This window comes from Proteus sp. G4380 (assembly GCF_963885725.1).
Taxonomy (GTDB): Bacteria; Pseudomonadota; Gammaproteobacteria; order Enterobacterales; family Enterobacteriaceae; genus Proteus; species Proteus mirabilis.
This window is the reverse complement of the sequence record NZ_CAWPAV010000151.1, coordinates 1-18648: the sequence shown is the minus strand read 5'-3', so window position 1 is coordinate 18648 and position 18648 is coordinate 1. Positions and strand designations below refer to the sequence as shown.

20 protein-coding genes are annotated in these 18648 nt (G+C 39.3%); 7 read left to right on the top strand and 13 right to left on the bottom strand.

The genetic code is table 11. The features are described 5' to 3' along the window. The 4 genes from AACU98_RS13665 to rfaD form a co-directional block, all read right to left on the bottom strand. The coding region (locus AACU98_RS13665; RefSeq protein WP_161734907.1) for a glycosyltransferase family 2 protein at positions 1 to 436 on the bottom strand (436 nt) is incomplete at its 3' end. 63 nt (positions 437 to 499) lie between these two features. Next, entirely contained in the window at positions 500 to 1462 is a 963-nt protein-coding gene (gene rfaC / locus AACU98_RS13660; protein ID WP_012368659.1) for a lipopolysaccharide heptosyltransferase RfaC, read from the bottom strand. Continuing rightward, positions 1459 to 2511, bottom strand: coding sequence for an ADP-heptose--LPS heptosyltransferase RfaF (gene rfaF, locus AACU98_RS13655; protein WP_012368660.1), 1053 nt, complete (start codon positions 2509 to 2511; stop codon positions 1459 to 1461). The genes rfaC and rfaF overlap by 4 nt, the downstream gene beginning before the upstream one ends. A gap of 9 nt (positions 2512 to 2520) precedes the next feature. Further along, the gene (gene rfaD / locus AACU98_RS13650; protein WP_012368661.1) at positions 2521 to 3459 is read right to left on the bottom strand and encodes an ADP-glyceromanno-heptose 6-epimerase; all 939 of its coding nucleotides are present in this window, start codon (positions 3457 to 3459) and stop codon (positions 2521 to 2523) included. A 267-nt stretch (positions 3460 to 3726) separates the two neighbouring features. On the opposite strand from rfaD, the gene AACU98_RS13645 reads away from it, so the two are divergent. Next, positions 3727 to 4926, top strand: coding sequence for a glycine C-acetyltransferase (locus AACU98_RS13645; protein ID WP_012368662.1), 1200 nt, complete (start codon positions 3727 to 3729; stop codon positions 4924 to 4926). A 9-nt stretch (positions 4927 to 4935) separates the two neighbouring features. Next, positions 4936 to 5961 (top strand): L-threonine 3-dehydrogenase, encoded by a 1026-nt coding sequence (gene tdh, locus AACU98_RS13640; protein ID WP_004246460.1) that lies wholly within the window; start codon positions 4936 to 4938, stop codon positions 5959 to 5961. 539 nt (positions 5962 to 6500) lie between these two features. Here the strand turns inward: tdh and AACU98_RS13635 are convergent. From AACU98_RS13635 to AACU98_RS13620, 4 genes are all read right to left on the bottom strand, one after another. Next, a complete protein-coding gene (locus AACU98_RS13635; protein WP_004249736.1) occupies positions 6501 to 7466 on the bottom strand; it encodes a divergent polysaccharide deacetylase family protein in 966 nt (321 codons plus the stop codon). A gap of 2 nt (positions 7467 to 7468) precedes the next feature. Then, positions 7469 to 8761: a murein hydrolase activator EnvC gene (envC, locus tag AACU98_RS13630; RefSeq protein ID WP_004246458.1), complete on the bottom strand. Its 1293-nt coding sequence runs from the start codon at positions 8759 to 8761 to the stop codon at positions 7469 to 7471. A gap of 219 nt (positions 8762 to 8980) precedes the next feature. Then, positions 8981 to 10312, bottom strand: a complete 1332-nt coding sequence (rimO, locus tag AACU98_RS13625) for a 30S ribosomal protein S12 methylthiotransferase RimO (RefSeq protein WP_004246457.1) — start codon at positions 10310 to 10312, stop codon at positions 8981 to 8983. Positions 10313 to 10377: 65 nt separating this feature from the next. Continuing rightward, positions 10378 to 10665, bottom strand: coding sequence for a hypothetical protein (locus AACU98_RS13620; protein WP_071531011.1), 288 nt, complete (start codon positions 10663 to 10665; stop codon positions 10378 to 10380). A gap of 3 nt (positions 10666 to 10668) precedes the next feature. Between AACU98_RS13620 and AACU98_RS13615 the strand changes: the two genes are divergently transcribed. From AACU98_RS13615 to AACU98_RS13595, 5 genes are all read left to right on the top strand, one after another. Continuing rightward, a complete protein-coding gene (locus AACU98_RS13615; RefSeq protein ID WP_004246455.1) occupies positions 10669 to 11106 on the top strand; it encodes a rhodanese-like domain-containing protein in 438 nt (145 codons plus the stop codon). Between the two features lie 70 nt (positions 11107 to 11176). Further along, the gene (secB, locus tag AACU98_RS13610; RefSeq protein WP_004246454.1) at positions 11177 to 11650 is read left to right on the top strand and encodes a protein-export chaperone SecB; all 474 of its coding nucleotides are present in this window, start codon (positions 11177 to 11179) and stop codon (positions 11648 to 11650) included. Beyond that, complete coding sequence (gpsA, locus tag AACU98_RS13605) at positions 11650 to 12663, top strand: NAD(P)H-dependent glycerol-3-phosphate dehydrogenase (RefSeq protein ID WP_004246453.1); 1014 nt, start codon at positions 11650 to 11652, stop codon at positions 12661 to 12663. Before secB ends, gpsA begins: the two co-directional genes overlap by 1 nt. A gap of 111 nt (positions 12664 to 12774) precedes the next feature. Beyond that, positions 12775 to 13596 carry a serine O-acetyltransferase gene (gene cysE, locus AACU98_RS13600; RefSeq protein ID WP_004249733.1) on the top strand — a complete coding sequence of 274 codons (822 nt, stop codon included), beginning with the start codon at positions 12775 to 12777 and terminating at the stop codon, positions 13594 to 13596. A 2-nt stretch (positions 13597 to 13598) separates the two neighbouring features. Further along, positions 13599 to 14153 (top strand): serine acetyltransferase, encoded by a 555-nt coding sequence (locus AACU98_RS13595; RefSeq protein ID WP_012368664.1) that lies wholly within the window; start codon positions 13599 to 13601, stop codon positions 14151 to 14153. Positions 14154 to 14282: 129 nt separating this feature from the next. On the opposite strand, the gene trmL is transcribed toward AACU98_RS13595, so the two are convergent. The 5 genes from trmL to AACU98_RS13570 form a co-directional block, all read right to left on the bottom strand. Next, entirely contained in the window at positions 14283 to 14786 is a 504-nt protein-coding gene (gene trmL / locus AACU98_RS13590; RefSeq protein ID WP_004246449.1) for a tRNA (uridine(34)/cytosine(34)/5-carboxymethylaminomethyluridine(34)-2'-O)-methyltransferase TrmL, read from the bottom strand. Positions 14787 to 14789: 3 nt separating this feature from the next. Beyond that, on the bottom strand, positions 14790 to 15800 hold the full coding sequence (locus AACU98_RS13585; protein ID WP_012368665.1) for an NAD-dependent epimerase: 1011 nt from the start codon (positions 15798 to 15800) through the stop codon (positions 14790 to 14792). A gap of 25 nt (positions 15801 to 15825) precedes the next feature. After that, positions 15826 to 16992, bottom strand: coding sequence for a nucleotide sugar dehydrogenase (locus AACU98_RS13580; RefSeq protein ID WP_004246446.1), 1167 nt, complete (start codon positions 16990 to 16992; stop codon positions 15826 to 15828). 14 nt (positions 16993 to 17006) lie between these two features. Beyond that, on the bottom strand, positions 17007 to 18119 hold the full coding sequence (locus tag AACU98_RS13575; protein ID WP_161734905.1) for a glycosyltransferase family 4 protein: 1113 nt from the start codon (positions 18117 to 18119) through the stop codon (positions 17007 to 17009). Next, a partial coding sequence (locus AACU98_RS13570) for a glycosyltransferase (RefSeq protein ID WP_161734903.1) occupies positions 18116 to 18648 on the bottom strand: 533 nt, incomplete at its 5' end. The genes AACU98_RS13570 and AACU98_RS13575, both read right to left, overlap by 4 nt.

The window sequence follows — 18648 nt, the reverse complement described above, 5'->3', positions numbered from 1 at the left end:
CATCTTTACTTTCTGTTCTATATTCTATTTTTCCTTGTTCTTTTATTATTTGTTTTTCATTAAAAACTTCTTGTATTTTAGTTATAAATAGATCTGGTTCTTCTTTATTAAGAATAGTAAAAATATCTAACATATCAAAATCAGAGAAGAAGTCATCACCATCTATAAATGTAATATAATCACCTTTACATAAAGAAATAGCGTGTTTTCTTGCCTTACCAACATTATTAAAGAATACTTTATTATAATGGAATGAAGGATGATGATTTACATATTTTTTTAAAATATTTTCTGTTCTATCTGTTGAGTTGTCATCTATAAGAAGAACTTCATAGTCATTTGGATCACAATTCCTTAAGCTATAAGAAATGGAGTTAACACATTTTTCTACTAAATCCTCTAGATTTTTTATGTTAACTATAATAGATAAAATCATAATGGATCCTAAAATATACTAAAAAATAGGTAATAGTTGCACAAGTAAAAATATATTTTCTTTTTACACATGAGTGAAAGATTTTAGCACATCTAGTGCCTGAATCTCACCAATATCCCCACCTGCTGCTTTTAACGACCTTTGTGCCTTACCATAACCGCCGATTAATCCCGGATCGGTAGGGCCAAAGAGGGTAATATTCGGCTTATCTAAGGCTGCGGTTAAATGGCTTAATCCGGTATCGACAGAAACGACACTTTGCGCTCCGGCAATCACTTGAGCCACTTCTGCGAGTGACATTTTGGGTAATACATCAACATAGTCAAAACCTTGAGCAAGGCGTATTGCACGCTGATGTTCATGCTCTGCGCCCCAAGGTAGTTTGATACGTAAACCTGAATTCGCCAGTAATGCAATTAACTCTCGCCAATGGGTCTCGGGCCAATGTTTCTCATCACGGGTAGTGGCGTGTAAGAAGACTAAATAAGGGCGTTTATCAATAGCGGGTAATGAGAGAAAATGCTGTGCTATACCATAGTCCCCTTGAGTGGTGGGAAGTGGGTAATTAAGGCTAAGGGCAAATAGCTGGCGGATACGCTCTACCGCATGCATTTTTTTACTGACATTGTGGCGAATATCATAGAAAAAACTCGCTAAAGGCTCTCTAGCACTGTGACGAGAATAGCCGTGTTTAGTGCCTTTCGCATAGCGTGTAACTAAAAAAGCGCTTTTTAGTAAACCTTGGGCATCAATCACCGCATCATAATGATGTGCTTGTATCGCGTGACGAAATTGTGCACGTTCAGCGCGAATAGGCGCACTAAACCAGTTTTTACGCCAACGGCGTATTGCGACAGGAATAACGGTATCAACAGCTGGGTGCCAGCTTGGAATTTGCGCAAAACCTTCTTCAACGGCCCAATCAAAACAGATCTCAGGATATGCTGCTCTTGCATCAGTTAATGCCGGTAGGGTATGCAGTACATCCCCCATGGAAGAGGTTTTAACAATCAGTACCCGCTTCATAGCGATGGCTCCGTAGCGAGTAATTGCTCGAGTTCGCTAAAGACTTGTTCCGGTTGAATGTCGATTAAGCTTTGGTGATAACCTTGTTCAGCATCGCCTTTACGCACTTTGTGATAGCCAGTAATTAAACGAATAACACGAGCTTTATCGGATAACGGGGGGGTAAAGTCGGGACTACTTGGGCCATAAAGGGCAACTAATGGACGCTCTAATGCTGCGGCGACATGCATTAAGCCAGAATCGTTACTGACCACGGCTTTACAAGCGGCAATGAGGTTAACGGCTTGCTCAAGAGAAGTCTCACCGGCCAGATTAATACAAGCAGCTTGGGCATCGGGGGTTAAGGCGTGTTTGATCTCTTCCCCTGCAGGCTTATCTTTTTGTGAACCGAATAAGAAAATCTGATAGCCATATTCGCTAATAAGTTTCTGGGCTAATGTCGCGTAGTGGTAATGAGGCCAGCGTTTAGCAGGACCAAATTCCGCCCCCGGACAAAAACCGATAGCAGGGCGCTGTGTAGATAATGAAAAGTGCTTAAGTGTGGTAGTGATATCTTTGTCAGAGACAGCCAGTTTTGGCCATAATAACGGCTTTGGTAAATCAGCGGCTGAATGTACCTGCTGTTTATCGTAAGCAAGCGCAACATAACGCTCTACCATTAATGGAAATGCGGCTTTATCCAATGGGCGTAAATCATTTAATAATCCATAACGCATTTCTCCTCGCCAGCCAGTACGTTTAGGAATAGCGGCAAAGAACGGCACTAAAGCGGATTTAAATGAGTTAGGTAAAACATAAGCATGAGTATAACCTTTGGCTTTTAGTTGTTTACCTAAGCGGCGACGCTCACCAATTGCTAAGGCACCGTGACCTAAAGGCATAGCAATGGCATTATCGACCTCGGGCATTTTCTCTAATAATGGACGACACCAAGCGGGTGCCATCACATCAATAGTTGCCGCAGGATGTAACGCTTTTAATGTACGATATAGGCTTTGGGACATCATCATATCCCCAACCCAAGAAGGCCCTACCACAAAAATTTTCATAAACCGCGATTACTTATCCTGATTTAACCATTGCATATAAAGAGCAACACCTTCTGCGACCGTTTTAAAAGGGGCGCTGTAGCCTGCTTTGCGTAAATTTGTCAGATCAGCTTGTGTAAAGGCTTGATAACGACCTTTGAGTTTCTCAGGGAATTCAATATGCTCAACAGAGAGATCTTTATCGTTATGATAAGCGATAACTGCATCAGCCACGGCTTGGAACGATTCTGCGCGGCCGGTACCACAATTATAAATACCGGAGACATTGTTGCGCCAGAACCATAAATTAACCGCAGCCACATCCCCCACATAAATAAAGTCACGTTGGAAGGTTTCACTACCTTCAAATAATTTGGGATTTTGCCCGTCATTGACTTGTGTATTTAAATGGAAGGCGACACTGGCCATACTGCCTTTATGCCCTTCACGGGGGCCATACACATTGAAATAACGGAAACCACACACCATAGATTGTGCTTCAGGTAAAATTTGGCGCACATATTCATCAAATAAGAATTTAGAGTAGCCATAGACATTAAGTGGGGCTTCATATTTTCTTTCTTCAATAAAATGATCAGTACGGCCACCATAAGTGGCAGCAGAAGAGGCATATAAGAAAGGAATTTGGCGATCGAGGCAATAATGCAGTAACTCTTTAGAATATTGATAGTTATTATCCATCATATATTTGCCATCCCATTCGGTAGTAGAAGAGCATGCTCCTTCATGGAATACGGCATCAATATCACCAAAATCATCACCGGCTACAATACTGGCAATAAAGTCTTCTTTATCCATATAGTCAGCGATATTAAGATCGACAAGATTCACAAATTTTGTGCCATCTTTTAGGTTATCAACCACTAAAATATCGGTATAACCTTCATCATTTAATGCTTTAACAATATTGCTGCCGATAAAACCTGCACCGCCAGTGACGATAATCATATGGCTACCCCTTTATATAAAATCTAAAAATTAGCTCTGCAACTATAATAACACTGAACAGCGTGAACGGTAGCATTCATCATAGAAGAGTAGACTGAAATTCTTGAAAATCGCAGTGATGATTAGTGATCTTAATTACACAAATAACATTATTTATTTACATTTGTCGTTTTTAATCGAACAAAAGCATAAAATAAGAAACAATAATGATTATATTATAGTCAACTCTAGCTCTTATCTCTTTTCGTCTCTGCCTTAGGAGAAAGCATGTCTACTCACTCTTTCTATCAACAAATTAATCAACAACTCGAACAAACACGTCAAGATGGCTTATTTAAAAATGAGCGGATCATCACTTCTTCGCAAAGTGCCGATATTGCGGTTGCTGATGGTAGTCATGTTATTAACTTTTGTGCCAATAACTACTTAGGTTTAGCTAACCACCCACAACTTATTGCAGCGGCGAAAGCGGGAATGGATAGCCACGGTTTTGGTATGGCATCGGTACGTTTTATCTGCGGAACGCAAGATCTACATAAAACATTAGAAAAGAACATCGCTGAATTTTTGGGTATGGAAGATGCCATTTTGTACTCCTCTTGTTTTGATGCCAATGGTGGGTTATTTGAAACACTGATGGGATCTGAAGATGCAATTATTTCTGATGCGCTAAATCACGCATCGATTATTGATGGTGTTCGTTTATGTAAAGCCAAGCGTTATCGCTATGCCAATAACGATATGGCGGTGTTACGTGCCCAACTTGAACAGGCCAAAGCAGATAATGCCCGCCATATTATGATTGCCACCGATGGGGTGTTCTCTATGGATGGGGTGATTGCTGATCTAAAAAGTATCTGTGATTTGGCTGACGAATATGGCGCATTAGTGATGGTCGATGACTCGCATGCGGTGGGTTTTGTCGGCACACAAGGGCGCGGTACTCATGAGTATTGTGATGTATTAGATCGCGTCGATATCATCACAGGAACATTAGGTAAAGCTTTAGGTGGCGCATCGGGTGGTTATACCGCAGCTCGTAAAGAAGTGGTGGAGTGGTTACGTCAACGCTCTCGTCCTTATCTATTCTCAAATTCTTTAGCCCCTGCAATTGTGAGCGCCTCTATTGCAGTTTTAGATATGCTGAAATCAGGGGATGAACTGCGCGCTTGTTTATGGCGTAACGCAGCACTTTTTCGTGAAAAAATGACGGCAGCAGGTTTTACTTTGGCGGGGGCTGATCACGCGATTATTCCTGTGATGTTAGGAGATGCCAAACTAGCGCAACAATTTGCAGCACGTTTACTTGATGAAGGTATTTATGTCACTGGCTTTTTCTACCCAGTAGTACCACAAGGGCAAGCACGTATTCGTACACAAATGTCAGCGGCACACACCCCAGAACAAATTGAACGTGCTATTGCTGCATTTATTAAAATCGGTAAGCAACTTAATGTGATTGCATAAGGTTCTAATATGAAAGCATTGTCAAAATTAAAAGCACAACCCGGTATCTGGATGACCGATGTACCCGTACCTGAGCTTGGTCATAACGATGTGATGATCAAGATCCGTAAAACTGCCATTTGTGGTACAGATGTTCATATTTATAACTGGGATGAGTGGTCACAAAAAACCATACCGGTTCCCATGGTGGTCGGCCATGAATATATTGGTGAGATTGTTGCTATTGGCCAAGAGGTTAAAGGTTTTAATATTGGTGATCGCGTCTCGGGGGAAGGGCATATTACTTGCGGTCATTGTCGTAATTGCCGTGGTGGGCGTACACACTTATGCCGTAATACCATTGGTGTTGGCGTAAATCGTCCCGGTTGTTTTGCGGAATATCTGGTTATTCCCGCTTTTAATGCATTTAAAATTCCTGACAATATTCCAGATGAACTGGCGGCTATTTTTGATCCCTTTGGTAACGCAGTACACACGGCGTTATCTTTTGATTTAGTGGGGGAAGATGTACTGGTTTCAGGTGCGGGACCCATTGGTATTATGGCGGCTGCAATCTGTAAACATGTGGGGGCACGCCATGTGGTGATCACCGATGTTAATGAATATCGCCTTGATCTGGCTAAAAAAATGGGTGTCACCCGTGCAGTCAATGTTAGCAAGGAAAATCTAACAGATGTGATGAAAGAATTAGGTATGACCGAAGGCTTTGATGTTGGATTAGAAATGTCCGGTGCGCCACCGGCTTTTCGTACCATGCTTAGTACGATGAATCATGGTGGTCGTATTGCTTTACTGGGTATTCCTCCTTCAGATATGGCTATTGATTGGGGACAAGTCATTTTTAAAGGATTATTTATTAAAGGTATTTATGGTCGTGAGATGTTTGAAACATGGTATAAGATGGCGGCGCTGATCCAGTCGGGTCTTGATCTCTCACCGATTATTACTCATCAATTTCCTATCGATGAATTCCAAAAAGGCTTTGATATTATGCGTTCAGGTCAATCGGGCAAAGTAATTTTAGATTGGCAGTAGGAGTTATAAAGCGCCCTGAACGGTGAAAGGGCGCTACCTCTTTTAAATAAATACCTATATTAAGGGGAAAATAGGTTTGTATTATATTTGTCGATGAGGCTTTTCTATTATTCCTCTAACAAGATTATTTGAATTTGTAACAACTAGATATTTTATTTTTTTACTTTGAAATATTTTCTTTGCATGAAGAAAACTTTTAGGATCACCAAAAATAGCAATATTCTTTTTAATGTGCTTTTTGTTTTAAGTTAACTATTTCTGTATATGGGTAAGGTTGTTGACTTTCCGCCATGTTTTTCTATAATCCCTTTCAGAGCAGTTTTTTGGCCCCACTGGCAACTTGTGTTGTTATGCGCCCTTAAACAATCTACTTAGAGTCCCGAGGCGAGCTTTAGTTAGCAGACCTTGGGATTTGTCTTTTGGGGATATAATAAACAAAACAATTAGCCTAGTCCTCTCAAAAAATAGAAATTAATATCATCTTCTTTTTCTTCAAGTAACCTAATTTGATCTGAATATTTTCCACTAAATATTTTTATTTATTCGACTTTATCTTTGTTGCTTTCTAAATGCTGGGAAGGGAATTGCTTATCTTGTTCGAAGGTCATTAATTTTTTAGTAAGTACTTTCATAAGAGTACTTTTTTTCATTGAAATAATGGCTTGTTGTGCTGGCTTTAACCATGTTGCAGGTTTTGGCTCTTTAGATTGCTCTGTTGGCGGTATAACAGCGGGTGGCTCTTGCACCATTGGGCTGTCTGGTGAAGGGGTTAACAAACCACTGGGTGCGACTAGCTGAATATCGGCAGGTAGTAGTGGTAACTGCTGTTGTAATGCCCTTACGGTTGAAGGGTGGGGGTGACCAATGGCAATGGCAAAACCATTTTTACGCGCTAAATTAATAGCACGATTAAGCTGTTGTCGGGTTTCTGCTTCTGTTTGCACATTATCTAAAAATACATGCCGGCGTAAAGAAGGAACGCCAGCCGCTTTGGCTGCCGTGGCCGCTTGCGTATTGCCTATAGTGACACTATCAAGAAAATAGAGATCAGAATGATTAAGGGCTTTGATCACTCTATCCATCGCTTGCCTATCCGATGTCATCGCACTCCCCATATGATTATTCATACCCACAGCATAAGGCACACGATTAATTGCATTTTGAATAATACGATTAATTTCAGCCTGATCCATGGAAGGCTTTAAGGTATCTTTTTCTAATGGCTGTTTGCTAATGGGTGCCATTGGCATATGAATAAGAATTTCTCGTCCTTGGGCATGGGCTTTCGTCGCCATCTCTTTACCATGGGGTGAGTTGGGTAATATGGCAATAGAAACGGCTGTTGGCAGTTGTAAGATTTGGTTATCTTCTTTTTTTCGATAACCAAAATCATCAATAACAATAGCCAATTTTGCCGAAAAAGCAGGTGCACTGAATAGAAAACTTAGCAACATTAAACTAAGTGTTAGCGCGATATTTCGTTGTAATGTGCCAAGTAAATGCAAAGCTACCTCCCAAGCCAAGGAACTGGGTTGACTGCTTTTCCTTGGCGTCTAATTTCAAAATAGAGCGCTGAACGCTCTTGTCCACCACTGTTTCCTACCAAGGCGATAGGTTGTCCAGCTTTGACTTGCTGACCAACATTGACTAACGCACTTTGGTTATAGCCATAAAGGCTCATATCCCCTTTGCCGTGCTCGACGACGACCACTAAACCATATCCTTGTAGCCAGTCGGCTAACAGCACCCGACCATCCGCAATCGCTTTTACTTCGGTGCCTTGTGCTGCGGGGATCACAATTCCTTTCCAACGTAATTCACCCGAGCCAGAAATAGACTCACCAAAGCGGTGTAATAAACTGCCTCTAATAGGCCAAATAGCCTGACCTGCAGGTTTACCCAATCCGCCAGTACGGGACATTAAAGAGCGTTCTTCGGCGGTGGGTTTATAGGTCGAACCACGCTGTTGCGCTTCACGTTGCTTGGCGGCAATACGAGCAGCTTCCCGTGCTTCACGCTCAGCTCGCGCTTTGGCTTCACGCTCTGCTTGAGCAATTTTATTTCTTAAGCGTGTTTCATTAGCACGCATGGTGGCTAAATTGCGTTGATCTTCTTTTAAGGTTGATTCTAGTTGCGTTAATGTTTTTTGACGTGCAGCTAGCGCATTATCTAGTTTTTGTTTCTCTTGTTGCTGTTTGGTGAGTACCTGCTTTTGCTCGTTCTGTTTCGCTTGTTGGGCGTCTTTTTCTGCCTGTAGCTCTTTGGAAGTTTGCGCCAATTGCTCCATTGACTGTTTACGCGCTTCATTTATATAACTGTAATAGGCTAAGATCCGCTCTTCTCGCTGACCTTCTTCACCGCGAAACAGTAACTCAATACCTTGATGTTTTCCTTGTCGGTAAGCCGCATCGAGTTGGCGTGCTAACAGTGCTTGTTGCTCGTTATATTGCTTTTGCAATCGGGCAATATTTGCGGTGATGGTTTTGATCTCTTTAGCTAAGGTTTGTAAGCGGTTTTGCGTCTCATGCACAGAGCGGCTGGCATTAGCGATTTGTGTCTCTTGTGATTTGAGTTGTCCAAGTAAAGCCGTGCGCTGTTTTTGTTGCTCTTGAACGCGCTTTTCTTTTTCAGCAATGGTGGTTTGTAGATCTTTTAACTGACTACGATTATCCGTTAATGTATTGGCAAAAGCGCTGGTTGCAGAAAACAGAGATGTGCTAATCAGTAGCGTGATTAACGGTAAAGAAAATACACGGTAAGTACGGTGTGTTGTGTTCTGAAGATCCTTTTTCTCTGCCATCTGACCAAAGTACCTTTAATAACAGTTTATAAGATTATTTCATGTCGCTAATCAACTGACCAGTTAACAGGAAATAAAGTCGTAATTTCAGATAATACCTAACAGTTAATCTAATGAACTCAGAGATGATAATAAAGCAATAATAGTCGGAAAGAGGAAAAAAGCAGCACAATGTGTAACAGCGCAATAGAATAGTTATCACGCTGTACACAGGATAAATTATTGTTCGACGATGGTACCCCACAGATCATATTCATCGGCATGCTCAATTAGCACACGTACAATCTGTCCTGGCTCGACATCAAACTGCTCATTAAGGTAAACAGCACCATCAATTTCCGGTGCATCCGCCATACTACGGCCAATAGCACCTTCTTCATCCACTTCATCAATGATAACCGGTAAAACTTTACCTATTTTCTCTTGCAGACGCTCGGTGGAAATTTGTTGCTGTAGTTGCATAAAACGATGGTAACGCTCTTCTTTTACCTCTTCAGGAACTTGATCAGGTAATTCATTCGCTTTCGCACCTTCAACGGGGCTATACTTAAAACAACCCACGCGATCTAAACGAGCTTCGGTTAAGAAATCCAATAGCATTTGGAAATCTTCTTCTGTTTCTCCCGGGAAACCGACAATAAAGGTTGAACGTAACGTTAATTCAGGACAAATTTCTCGCCAACGTTTTACACGCTCTAAAGTACGCTCAACAGAGCCTGGGCGCTTCATTAATTTCAGCACTTTCGGGCTAGCGTGTTGTAGCGGAATATCTAAATAAGGCAAAATTTTGCCTTCTGCCATTAATGGAATAACCTCATCCACATGTGGATAAGGGTAAACATAATGTAAACGTACCCAAATCCCTAATTTTGCCAGTTGTTCACATAAACTGACCATACTGGTTTTAACGGGCATACCATCCCAAAAACCGGTTTGATGTTTGGTATCAACTCCATAAGCGGAAGTATCTTGTGAGATAACCAGTAACTCTTTCACCCCAGCATTGACTAATCTTTTCGCTTCATTTAACACTTCACCAATTGGGCGACTGTCTAAATCACCTCGCATTGAAGGAATAATGCAAAAAGTACAACGGTGATTACAACCTTCAGAAATTTTTAGATAAGCGTAATGACGAGGGGTTAATTTAACGCCCTGCTCGGGAACCAAGCTGGTAAATGGGTTATGGGAAGGTTTGGGAACATAGTGATGAATATGTGATAACACTTGTTCATAACTATGAGGGCCGGTGATTTCCAGCACTTTTGGGTGAACTTCACGGATTTGATTTTCTTTGGCACCTAAACAACCAGTGACGATAACTTTACCGTTTTCATCGAGTGCTTCGCCAATGGCTTCAAGAGATTCTTGTACTGCGCTATCAATAAAGCCACAGGTATTGACGATGACTAAATCAGCATCATCATAGGTAGGAACAACTTGATAACCTTCTGTACGCAGTTCGGTGAGGATACGTTCAGAGTCCACCAAATTTTTAGGACAACCTAAAGAAACGAATCCAATTTTAGGCACTTGATTTGTTTGCGACATGCTCGTGTTCTCAATACTTTTAATAAATAACAAATAGTGGTTGTATCTCAGACAGGTGTGAAATTCTACGTACGAGTGACTATTTTTGTCACAGGCTTTGATGATGAATGCTGATTTCTTAATAGCTTACCTGAAGAGAGATCCGGTAAAGTGAAAAGAGAGACTCTTTTAAACGCTGTTTTACAGGATTTTTCGGCGCTAATGGTACATAAATCCGTCAATAAAAAAAATGATTGTTGAGAAACTTTCCGCAAAAACTGAAAGAGAAACGAAGGAATAGGCTGTAATTGCGCCATGACAAAGGTATACTTTGGCTCTTTAATACTATTTTTAACTAACGAGAGTGATTGCATCCTATGCTGCAAGAAGTAATGCAATTTTTTAGCCGGCACACCCTGTTAAGTTTTATCTGGATTGCGCTGCTGGTGGCGGTCATTGTATTGACCTTTAAAGGCCTTTTTTCTAAAACGAAAAATATTTCCCGTACAGAAGCGATTTCTTTGATAAACAAAGAGAATGCGGTTTGTGTTGATATCCGTAGCCGTGATGAGTTCCGTAAAGGACACATCATCGATTCTATCAATTTAACGCCTTCTGAGATCAAAAGTAACAATATTGCTGAGCTGGAGAAATATAAATCACAGCCGGTAATTGTGGTATCACCATCAGGTATTGAGGGTGCAAAACCTGCTGAAAGCCTTATCAAATTAGGTTTTGAAAAAGTCTTTATTTTAAAAGATGGTCTTTCAGGTTGGAGTGGTGAGAATTTACCACTGGCAAAAGGTAAAAAGTAACGAGCGGGCAGATTGAGTTCTATACTTACTGCTATTCAATTTAATAAGGATATAAAAAGGTAAGATTATTATGTCAGAACAGCAAAACCAAGAGATGACTTTTCAAATTCAACGTATCTACACAAAAGATATCTCTTTCGAAGCGCCAAATGCCCCACAAGTTTTCCAAAAAGAGTGGCAACCAGAAGTTAAATTAGATTTAGATACTTCTTCTAATACGCTAGCTGAAAATGTATATGAAGTTATCTTACGTGTCACTGTTACGGCAACAATGGAAGAAGAAACCGCTTTCCTGTGTGAAGTACAACAAGCAGGTATCTTTACTGTTGAAGGTATCGAAGGTACACAATTAGCACATTGCTTAGGTGCATACTGCCCGAACGTACTATTCCCTTATGCACGTGAATGTATCACCAACTTAGTGGGTCGTGGTACTTTCCCACAATTAAACTTAGCACCTGTTAACTTTGATGCGTTGTTTATGAACTATTTACAGCAACAACAGCAACAGGATGCAGCAAACTCAGGAGTTGAAGAAGCTTAATGAACGCTTCTATGACAGTTATCGGTGCCGGTTCATACGGCACCGCTTTAGCGATTACCTTAGCGCGTAATGGGCACGATGTTGTGCTGTGGGGGCATGATCCCAAGCACGTTGCGGCATTAGAACAAGCGCGCTGTAATCAAGCCTTTCTGCCCGATGTTTCCTTTCCTGATAGTTTATATATGGAAGCTTCTTTGCAAAAAGCGATTGAAGCGAGCCGTAATATTCTTGTGGTGATCCCAAGCCATGTGTTTGGTGAAGTACTGCAACAAATCAAACCCTTTTTACGTCAGGATGCACGTGTTGTTTGGGCGACAAAAGGTCTTGAAGCACATACTGGTCGCTTATTACAAGATGTTGCCCGTGAAGTATTAGGTAATGAAATCCCGCTCGCAGTATTATCTGGCCCTACTTTTGCTAAAGAGCTTGCCGCGGGTTTGCCCACCGCGATTGCAGTGGCCTCGACGGATAATCTCTTTTTAGAGCAGTTACAACAGCTATTTCATTGTGGTAAAAGTTTCCGAGTCTATAAAAACCCTGATTTTATCGGTGTGCAACTGGGTGGCGCTGTTAAAAACGTGATTGCTATTGGTGCGGGTATGTCTGATGGTATGGGATTTGGCGCTAATGCGCGTACCGCACTGATTACCCGAGGTCTAGCCGAAATGAGCCGTTTAGGTAAAGCCTTAGGTGCAGATGCGGCAACTTTTATGGGCATGGCTGGTTTGGGTGATTTGGTTTTAACCTGTACAGACAATCAATCACGTAATCGTCGCTTTGGTATGATGCTAGGTCAAGGTTTAGATGTTGATACAGCCCAAGAGAAAATTGGCCAGGTAGTCGAAGGTTATCGTAACACCAAAGAAGTTCGCGCATTAGCCGAACAAGTGGGTGTAGAAATGCCAATCACCGAACAGATTTACCAAATTTTATATCAACATAAAGATGTAAAAGAGGCTGCATTGGCTTTATTAGGGCGAGCAACCAAAGATGAGATAGACAGTAGCCTATAGTCAGTTTATTTTAAATAATATTCTTAGGGTATCTGTTTTAACTATCCATTTGTTTGAAAATTCAAAGCCTAAGTATTTACTTAGGCTTTGGTGTAAAAAATGAGAGTGAGTATGTCGCTAGAAGAACTAACAAGAGTCTGGGATCATATTAAAAGCGAAGCGCGTGCATTGGCAGATTGTGAGCCAATGTTAGCCAGTTTCTTTCATGCGACACTTCTCAAACACGAAAATTTAGGTAGTGCATTAAGCTATATGCTGGCCAATAAGCTGGCAACTCAGACTATGCCAGCCATTGCAGTTCGCGAAATTGTTGAAGAGGCTTATAGTCACGATAGCTCAATGATTGAGTCGGCCGCTTGTGATCTCTCCGCGGTACGCCTACGTGATCCCGCGGTGGATAAATATTCTACCCCACTGCTCTATTTAAAAGGGTTTCATGCACTACAAGCCTACCGTATTGCCCATTGGCTATGGCAACAAAATCGCCAAGCGCTAGCTATTTATCTACAAAACCAAATATCAGTCACCTTTGGGGTGGATATCCACCCAGCGGCACGTATTGGACACGGTATTATGCTCGACCATGCGACAGGTATTGTGATTGGTGAAACGGCGGTGGTTGAAAATGATGTCTCTATTTTACAATCTGTGACCTTAGGGGGAACAGGTAAAACAGGAGGTGATCGTCACCCGAAAGTGCGTGAAGGGGTAATGATTGGCGCAGGAGCTAAAATCCTTGGTAATATCGAAATTGGTCGTGGTGCTAAAATTGGTGCTGGCTCGGTAGTATTACATGAAGTACCAGCTCATACTACGGTGGCCGGGGTGCCTGCCCGCATTGTCGGTCGTCCTGATAGTGAAAAACCGTCATTCGATATGGATCAACACTTTAATGGTGTTGTACCCGGCTTTGAGTGTGGTGATGGTATTTAACTATGCATGCTCAAGCTAAGGTTACCCTTGCTGAACTAAAAGATTGCTTACAGGCTGAATATATTGGTGATAAAAAACCCTTTAGTTGGTTAAGACTATTTCATCGAGTATTTTTCTGCCAGCGTTCCCGTTACCTATTTTGGTGGCGGGTAGCACAGTATTTTTATTTCTCTCCCCATCGCTTTTTACATAAATTAGGTATTCGGATCGGTGCTAGCAATAATCGTAAGTACTGTAATGATATCTCGTTAAAAACTCGTATTGGTAAAGGCCTTTCTTTACCACACCCGATTGGCATTGTACTGACTAATTACTGCCAACTGGGGGAATATGTCACTATTATGCAAGGGGTGACTATTGGCGTAAAAGAGAAAGGGGGAAAAGCCAATATCCAAGTAGGAGATCATGTTTATATTGGCTGTAATTCATCCATTATTGGTGGTGAGATTAATATTGGTGATAATGCGATTATTGGCGCCCATGCATTAGTATTAAAGGATGTGGGGGAAGGGTGTCGGTATATCACGAAAGTGATTGCCGATATCAGGCGGGTATAATGCTTGAACAAAGGTTTATAAAAAAGGTGCTGAATAAATATTAGCACCTTTTTTAGTTTATAAATAAAGATAAAATCAAGTAATAAGTATGAATTAAAATAACTTTAATTAACCAAACTAACCACTAAATCAATCTCTTAATAACGCACCCGGATAGCCTAATTGGCGCCATGCCTCAAAAACAACCACGGCAACCGTATTAGAAAGATTCATACTGCGGCTATCCGCTAACATTGGCACACGGATTTTTTGTTGTGTTGGCATATTATCCAACACATAAGGTGGTAAACCTCGTGTCTCAGGGCCAAATAGCAGATAATCCCCATCTTGATAACTTACATTACTATGGGCGGGAGTACCTTTAGTGGTTAATGCAAACAACCGCGCACCTGTCGGGGATTGTGCATTATCAGGGCTTAATCCTTCACTTTCTAAAAAAGCATAATAATCGTGATGCTGTTTGATATCAGCAAACTCACGATAATCAAGCCCTGCACGACGTAGCCGTTTATCATCCCAAGTAAAACCCAATGGTTGGATCAAATGAAGATGAAAGCCTGTGTTGGCACACAGGCGGATAATATTACCCGTATTCGGTGGAATTTCGGGTTCAAATAAGACGATATTGAGCATTATTTATTTTACTTGATAATAGTTTTTATACCAATCAACGAACTGTTTTACACCTTCATCAACGCTTGTTTGAGGTTTATAGCCAGTTGCTTTAAATAAATCCTCAGTATCTGCCCATGTGGTGTACACATCACCGGGTTGCATTGGTAACATATTTTTATCTGCTTTTTTACCTAAATGTATTTCTAATGCACTAATGTAATCCATTAAATTTACCGGAGATCCATTACCAATATTATAAACCTTATAGGGTGCAGAACTATCTGCTGGAGTACCTGTACTTACTTTCCAATCTTGCTGGGCTGTAGGGATCACATCAGCAATACGTGTAACACCTTCTACAATATCTTCAACATAAGTGAAATCACGTTTCATTTCACCATGGTTATAGATATCTATAGGCTGATTGTTAATAATGGCTTTAGTAAATTTAAATAATGCCATATCGGGGCGTCCCCAAGGGCCATAGACTGTGAAAAAACGTAATCCAGTAGTCGGAATACCATATAAATGAGAATAGCTATGCGCCATTAATTCATTAGCTTTTTTAGTGGCTGCATATAAAGAAACAGGATGATTAGCCTGATCATGAGGAGAAAATGGCAATTCATCATTTAAGCCATAGACTGAACTTGATGATGCATAAACAAGATGCTTAACGTTATTGTGTCGGCACCCTTCTAAAATAGTTAGAAAACCAGTTAAATTACTATCAGCGTAAGAAAACGGATTAATTAGTGAATATCTAACACCAGCTTGTGCAGCTAAATGAATAACCCTATCAAATTTCTCAATCTCAAATAATTGAGCAATTTTTTCTCTATCAGCTAAATCAATAAAAGAAAAAGAGAAATTATCTAGTTGATTTAAAAGATTAAGTCTAGCTTCTTTTAAAGCAACATCATAATAATCATTAAGGTTATCAATACCAACAACGGTTTCACCCTGCTGGATCAGTTTTTTTATTAGATGAAAACCAATAAATCCAGCAGCACCTGTGACTAAATATTTCATTACGTAATTAATCCGTTTCTATTAATTAATCGTTACCAAAGAGGTCTCGAGTATAAACTTTTTCTTCAACATCGTTTAGTGCTGAAGCCATTCTATTGGTAATAATGACATCAGACATGGCTTTAAACTCATCTAAATTATGAATTAATTTTGAGTTAAAGAAAGTCTCTTCTTTCATTTCTGGCTCATAAATCACTACTTCAATGCCTTTTGCTTTAATACGCTTCATAATGCCTTGAATTGAAGAGGAGCGGAAATTATCAGAGCCTGATTTCATAATTAAACGGTAAACACCAACAATCTTCGGTGATTTAGCGATAATAGAATCAGCAATAAAGTCTTTACGGGTGCGGTTAGCTTCCACAATGGCGCCAATAATATTATTAGGCACGGATTCGTAATTTGCTAACAGTTGTTTCGTATCTTTTGGTAAGCAGTAGCCACCATAACCAAATGATGGATTGTTATAGTGATTACCAATACGCGGATCTAAACAGACACCTTCAATAATTTGTCTTGCATTTAAATTGTAAGCTTGGGCGTAGCTATCGAGTTCATTAAAATAAGCAACACGCAGTGCGAGATAAGTATTAGCAAATAACTTAATTGCTTCTGCTTCTGTAGAATCAGTAAAAAGAACATCAATATCTTTTTTTAATGCCCCTTGTTGTAAAAGCTCAGCAAATTTCTCTGCTCTTGCAGATTGCTCACCAATCACAATACGAGATGGATAAAGGTTATCGTAAAGGGCACGACCTTCACGTAAGAACTCAGGAGAGAAGATAATATTATCGGTATGATATTTTTCTCTCATCTGTTTAGTAAAACCAACTGGAATGGTTGATTTTATAATCATAGTGGTGTTTGGATTATATTCTAAAACATCACGAATAACCGACTCTACAGAAGAGGTGTTAAAGTAGTTAGTTTTAGGATCATAATCGGTAGGAGTGGCAATGATAACAAATTCAGCATCTTTATAAGCGAATTCTTTATCTAAAGTTGCTGTAAAGTCGAGCTCTTTAGTGGCTAAAAACTCTTCAATTTCTTTATCAGAGATAGGAGAGATTTTTTTGTTTAATAGTTCGACTTTTTCTTTATTGATATCTAATGCAACAACTTTGTTGTTTTGGGAAAGAAGTATCCCATTAGATAGACCGACATAGCCGGTTCCTGAGATGGTGATTTTCATTTTTTATCCTAAAGTTACATAATTTCTTTTAACGCATCTAAATATTTTTTTATGACTATTCTTTCATCAAATTCAGTTTCGATTTTCTGCCTACTATTTTGACCCATTTTTAGTTTTTTTTCATAGGGTAAGTTAATAAATCTATCCATGGCATCAACTAAGCTTGATACAGACTTAGGTTGACATATATATCCATTAAAACCATGAGTAACTGTTTCTCGACAACCAACATTATCAGTAGTGATTATGGGTTTTCCCATAGCTCCAGCTTCTAGTAATGTTTTTGGCACTCCTTCTCGGTAAAAAGAAGGTAGAACTATACAATCTGCTTGGGCTAATTCATTTTCTACGGTATCAGATGTACCTAAATAATTAATAATTCCCTCTGCCACCCAGTTATTCATTTGTTTATGTGTGATTGCTGAAGGATTATTTACACCAACAAATCCTAAAAGACAAAATTCAACTTTATCGCCATATCTTTCTTTTAAGATACGTGCAGCTTCAACATAAAAAGTAATCCCTTTTTCATAAAGCATTCTTGCCACTAATAGAAATCTAAATTTATGTTTATATTCTGATAATGATAATGTAAAGCGAGATAAATCAACACCTGAACCAGGCAATCTATCAACTTGTACTTTATCGACATATTTTTTTTCTAAAAATAATGAAAGGTCATCGTTATTTTGAAAAAATATTTTATCAGCATATTTTTGGCTATAGCGATATAAATTTCTTGCTAGTTTACAACTAATAGTATCATTTACAAATAATGTACCTAAACCTGCAATATTATTGATGACTTTTATTTTGTTTAATCTTGCTGCTAATGTTCCATAAATATTATTTTTAGGAGTGAAATTGAGCACAGCATTACATCTAATTTGTTTAAATATTTTATAAAATGAAATCAATGTATAAAGGTCAATCAAAGGATTTTTACTGGCTGAATCAATTTTGATATTTATATGTTCTGCACCTAATTCTTTTAGTTTGTTAGAGTAACTATCAATAGGTGAAACAGTATAAACTTTAAATCCAGCTTCTATTAAAGATATTATAGTGTTTTTTCTAAAATTATATAAATACCAACTTGTGTTTGATGTAATGGCAATTTTTTTCATTTTGATTCTTTTGGGTAAGAGTTGCGCAAGTAGATTTCATGTATTTTATTAAAATTATTTTCAATAGAATATTCTCCTGTAATAATTTTTTCTTTTATCCCTTGCTTTTTATCTTTTAAATCTAAGATCTTATCTATCCATAATTTCTTATCATTTTTTTCTATAGGTAGAAAAAATACATTTTCTGTTAGCTTTATTTCCTTAGGAACATTAGTTGAGCAAATTACAGGGAGTCCGCAAGCTTGAGCTTCTATTGCTGACATTCCTAATCCTTCATGTAACGAAGGGAAAAGAAAGATATTACCTAAATTTACCATTATATTTAAGCAGTTATCACTAATTCCAAATAATTTTACTCTATCTTCAAGATTATTCTTTTCAATAAAGTTTTCTAAATGAATTTTTTCTGAACCATCTCCTATAATTAATAGCTTAAAATCATCGCTAAGATGCTTCATTAATTCTAATAGAAAAATATGATTTTTAACTTTTTCTAATCGACCTATACTTATTAATAATATACAATTTT

Coding starts and splice junctions, on each gene's coding strand:
- rfaC (WP_012368659.1), bottom strand. CDS start 1,462: ATGAAGCGGGTACTGATTGTTAAAACCTCTTCCATGGGGGATGTACTG.
- rfaF (WP_012368660.1), bottom strand. CDS start 2,511: ATGAAAATTTTTGTGGTAGGGCCTTCTTGGGTTGGGGATATGATGATG.
- rfaD (WP_012368661.1), bottom strand. CDS start 3,459: ATGATTATCGTCACTGGCGGTGCAGGTTTTATCGGCAGCAATATTGTT.
- AACU98_RS13645 (WP_012368662.1), top strand. CDS start 3,727: ATGTCTACTCACTCTTTCTATCAACAAATTAATCAACAACTCGAACAA.
- tdh (WP_004246460.1), top strand. CDS start 4,936: ATGAAAGCATTGTCAAAATTAAAAGCACAACCCGGTATCTGGATGACC.
- envC (WP_004246458.1), bottom strand. CDS start 8,761: ATGGCAGAGAAAAAGGATCTTCAGAACACAACACACCGTACTTACCGT.
- rimO (WP_004246457.1), bottom strand. CDS start 10,312: ATGTCGCAAACAAATCAAGTGCCTAAAATTGGATTCGTTTCTTTAGGT.
- AACU98_RS13620 (WP_071531011.1), bottom strand. CDS start 10,665: ATGCAATCACTCTCGTTAGTTAAAAATAGTATTAAAGAGCCAAAGTAT.
- AACU98_RS13615 (WP_004246455.1), top strand. CDS start 10,669: ATGCTGCAAGAAGTAATGCAATTTTTTAGCCGGCACACCCTGTTAAGT.
- secB (WP_004246454.1), top strand. CDS start 11,177: ATGTCAGAACAGCAAAACCAAGAGATGACTTTTCAAATTCAACGTATC.
- gpsA (WP_004246453.1), top strand. CDS start 11,650: ATGAACGCTTCTATGACAGTTATCGGTGCCGGTTCATACGGCACCGCT.
- cysE (WP_004249733.1), top strand. CDS start 12,775: ATGTCGCTAGAAGAACTAACAAGAGTCTGGGATCATATTAAAAGCGAA.
- AACU98_RS13595 (WP_012368664.1), top strand. CDS start 13,599: ATGCATGCTCAAGCTAAGGTTACCCTTGCTGAACTAAAAGATTGCTTA.
- trmL (WP_004246449.1), bottom strand. CDS start 14,786: ATGCTCAATATCGTCTTATTTGAACCCGAAATTCCACCGAATACGGGT.
- AACU98_RS13585 (WP_012368665.1), bottom strand. CDS start 15,800: ATGAAATATTTAGTCACAGGTGCTGCTGGATTTATTGGTTTTCATCTA.
- AACU98_RS13580 (WP_004246446.1), bottom strand. CDS start 16,992: ATGAAAATCACCATCTCAGGAACCGGCTATGTCGGTCTATCTAATGGG.
- AACU98_RS13575 (WP_161734905.1), bottom strand. CDS start 18,119: ATGAAAAAAATTGCCATTACATCAAACACAAGTTGGTATTTATATAAT.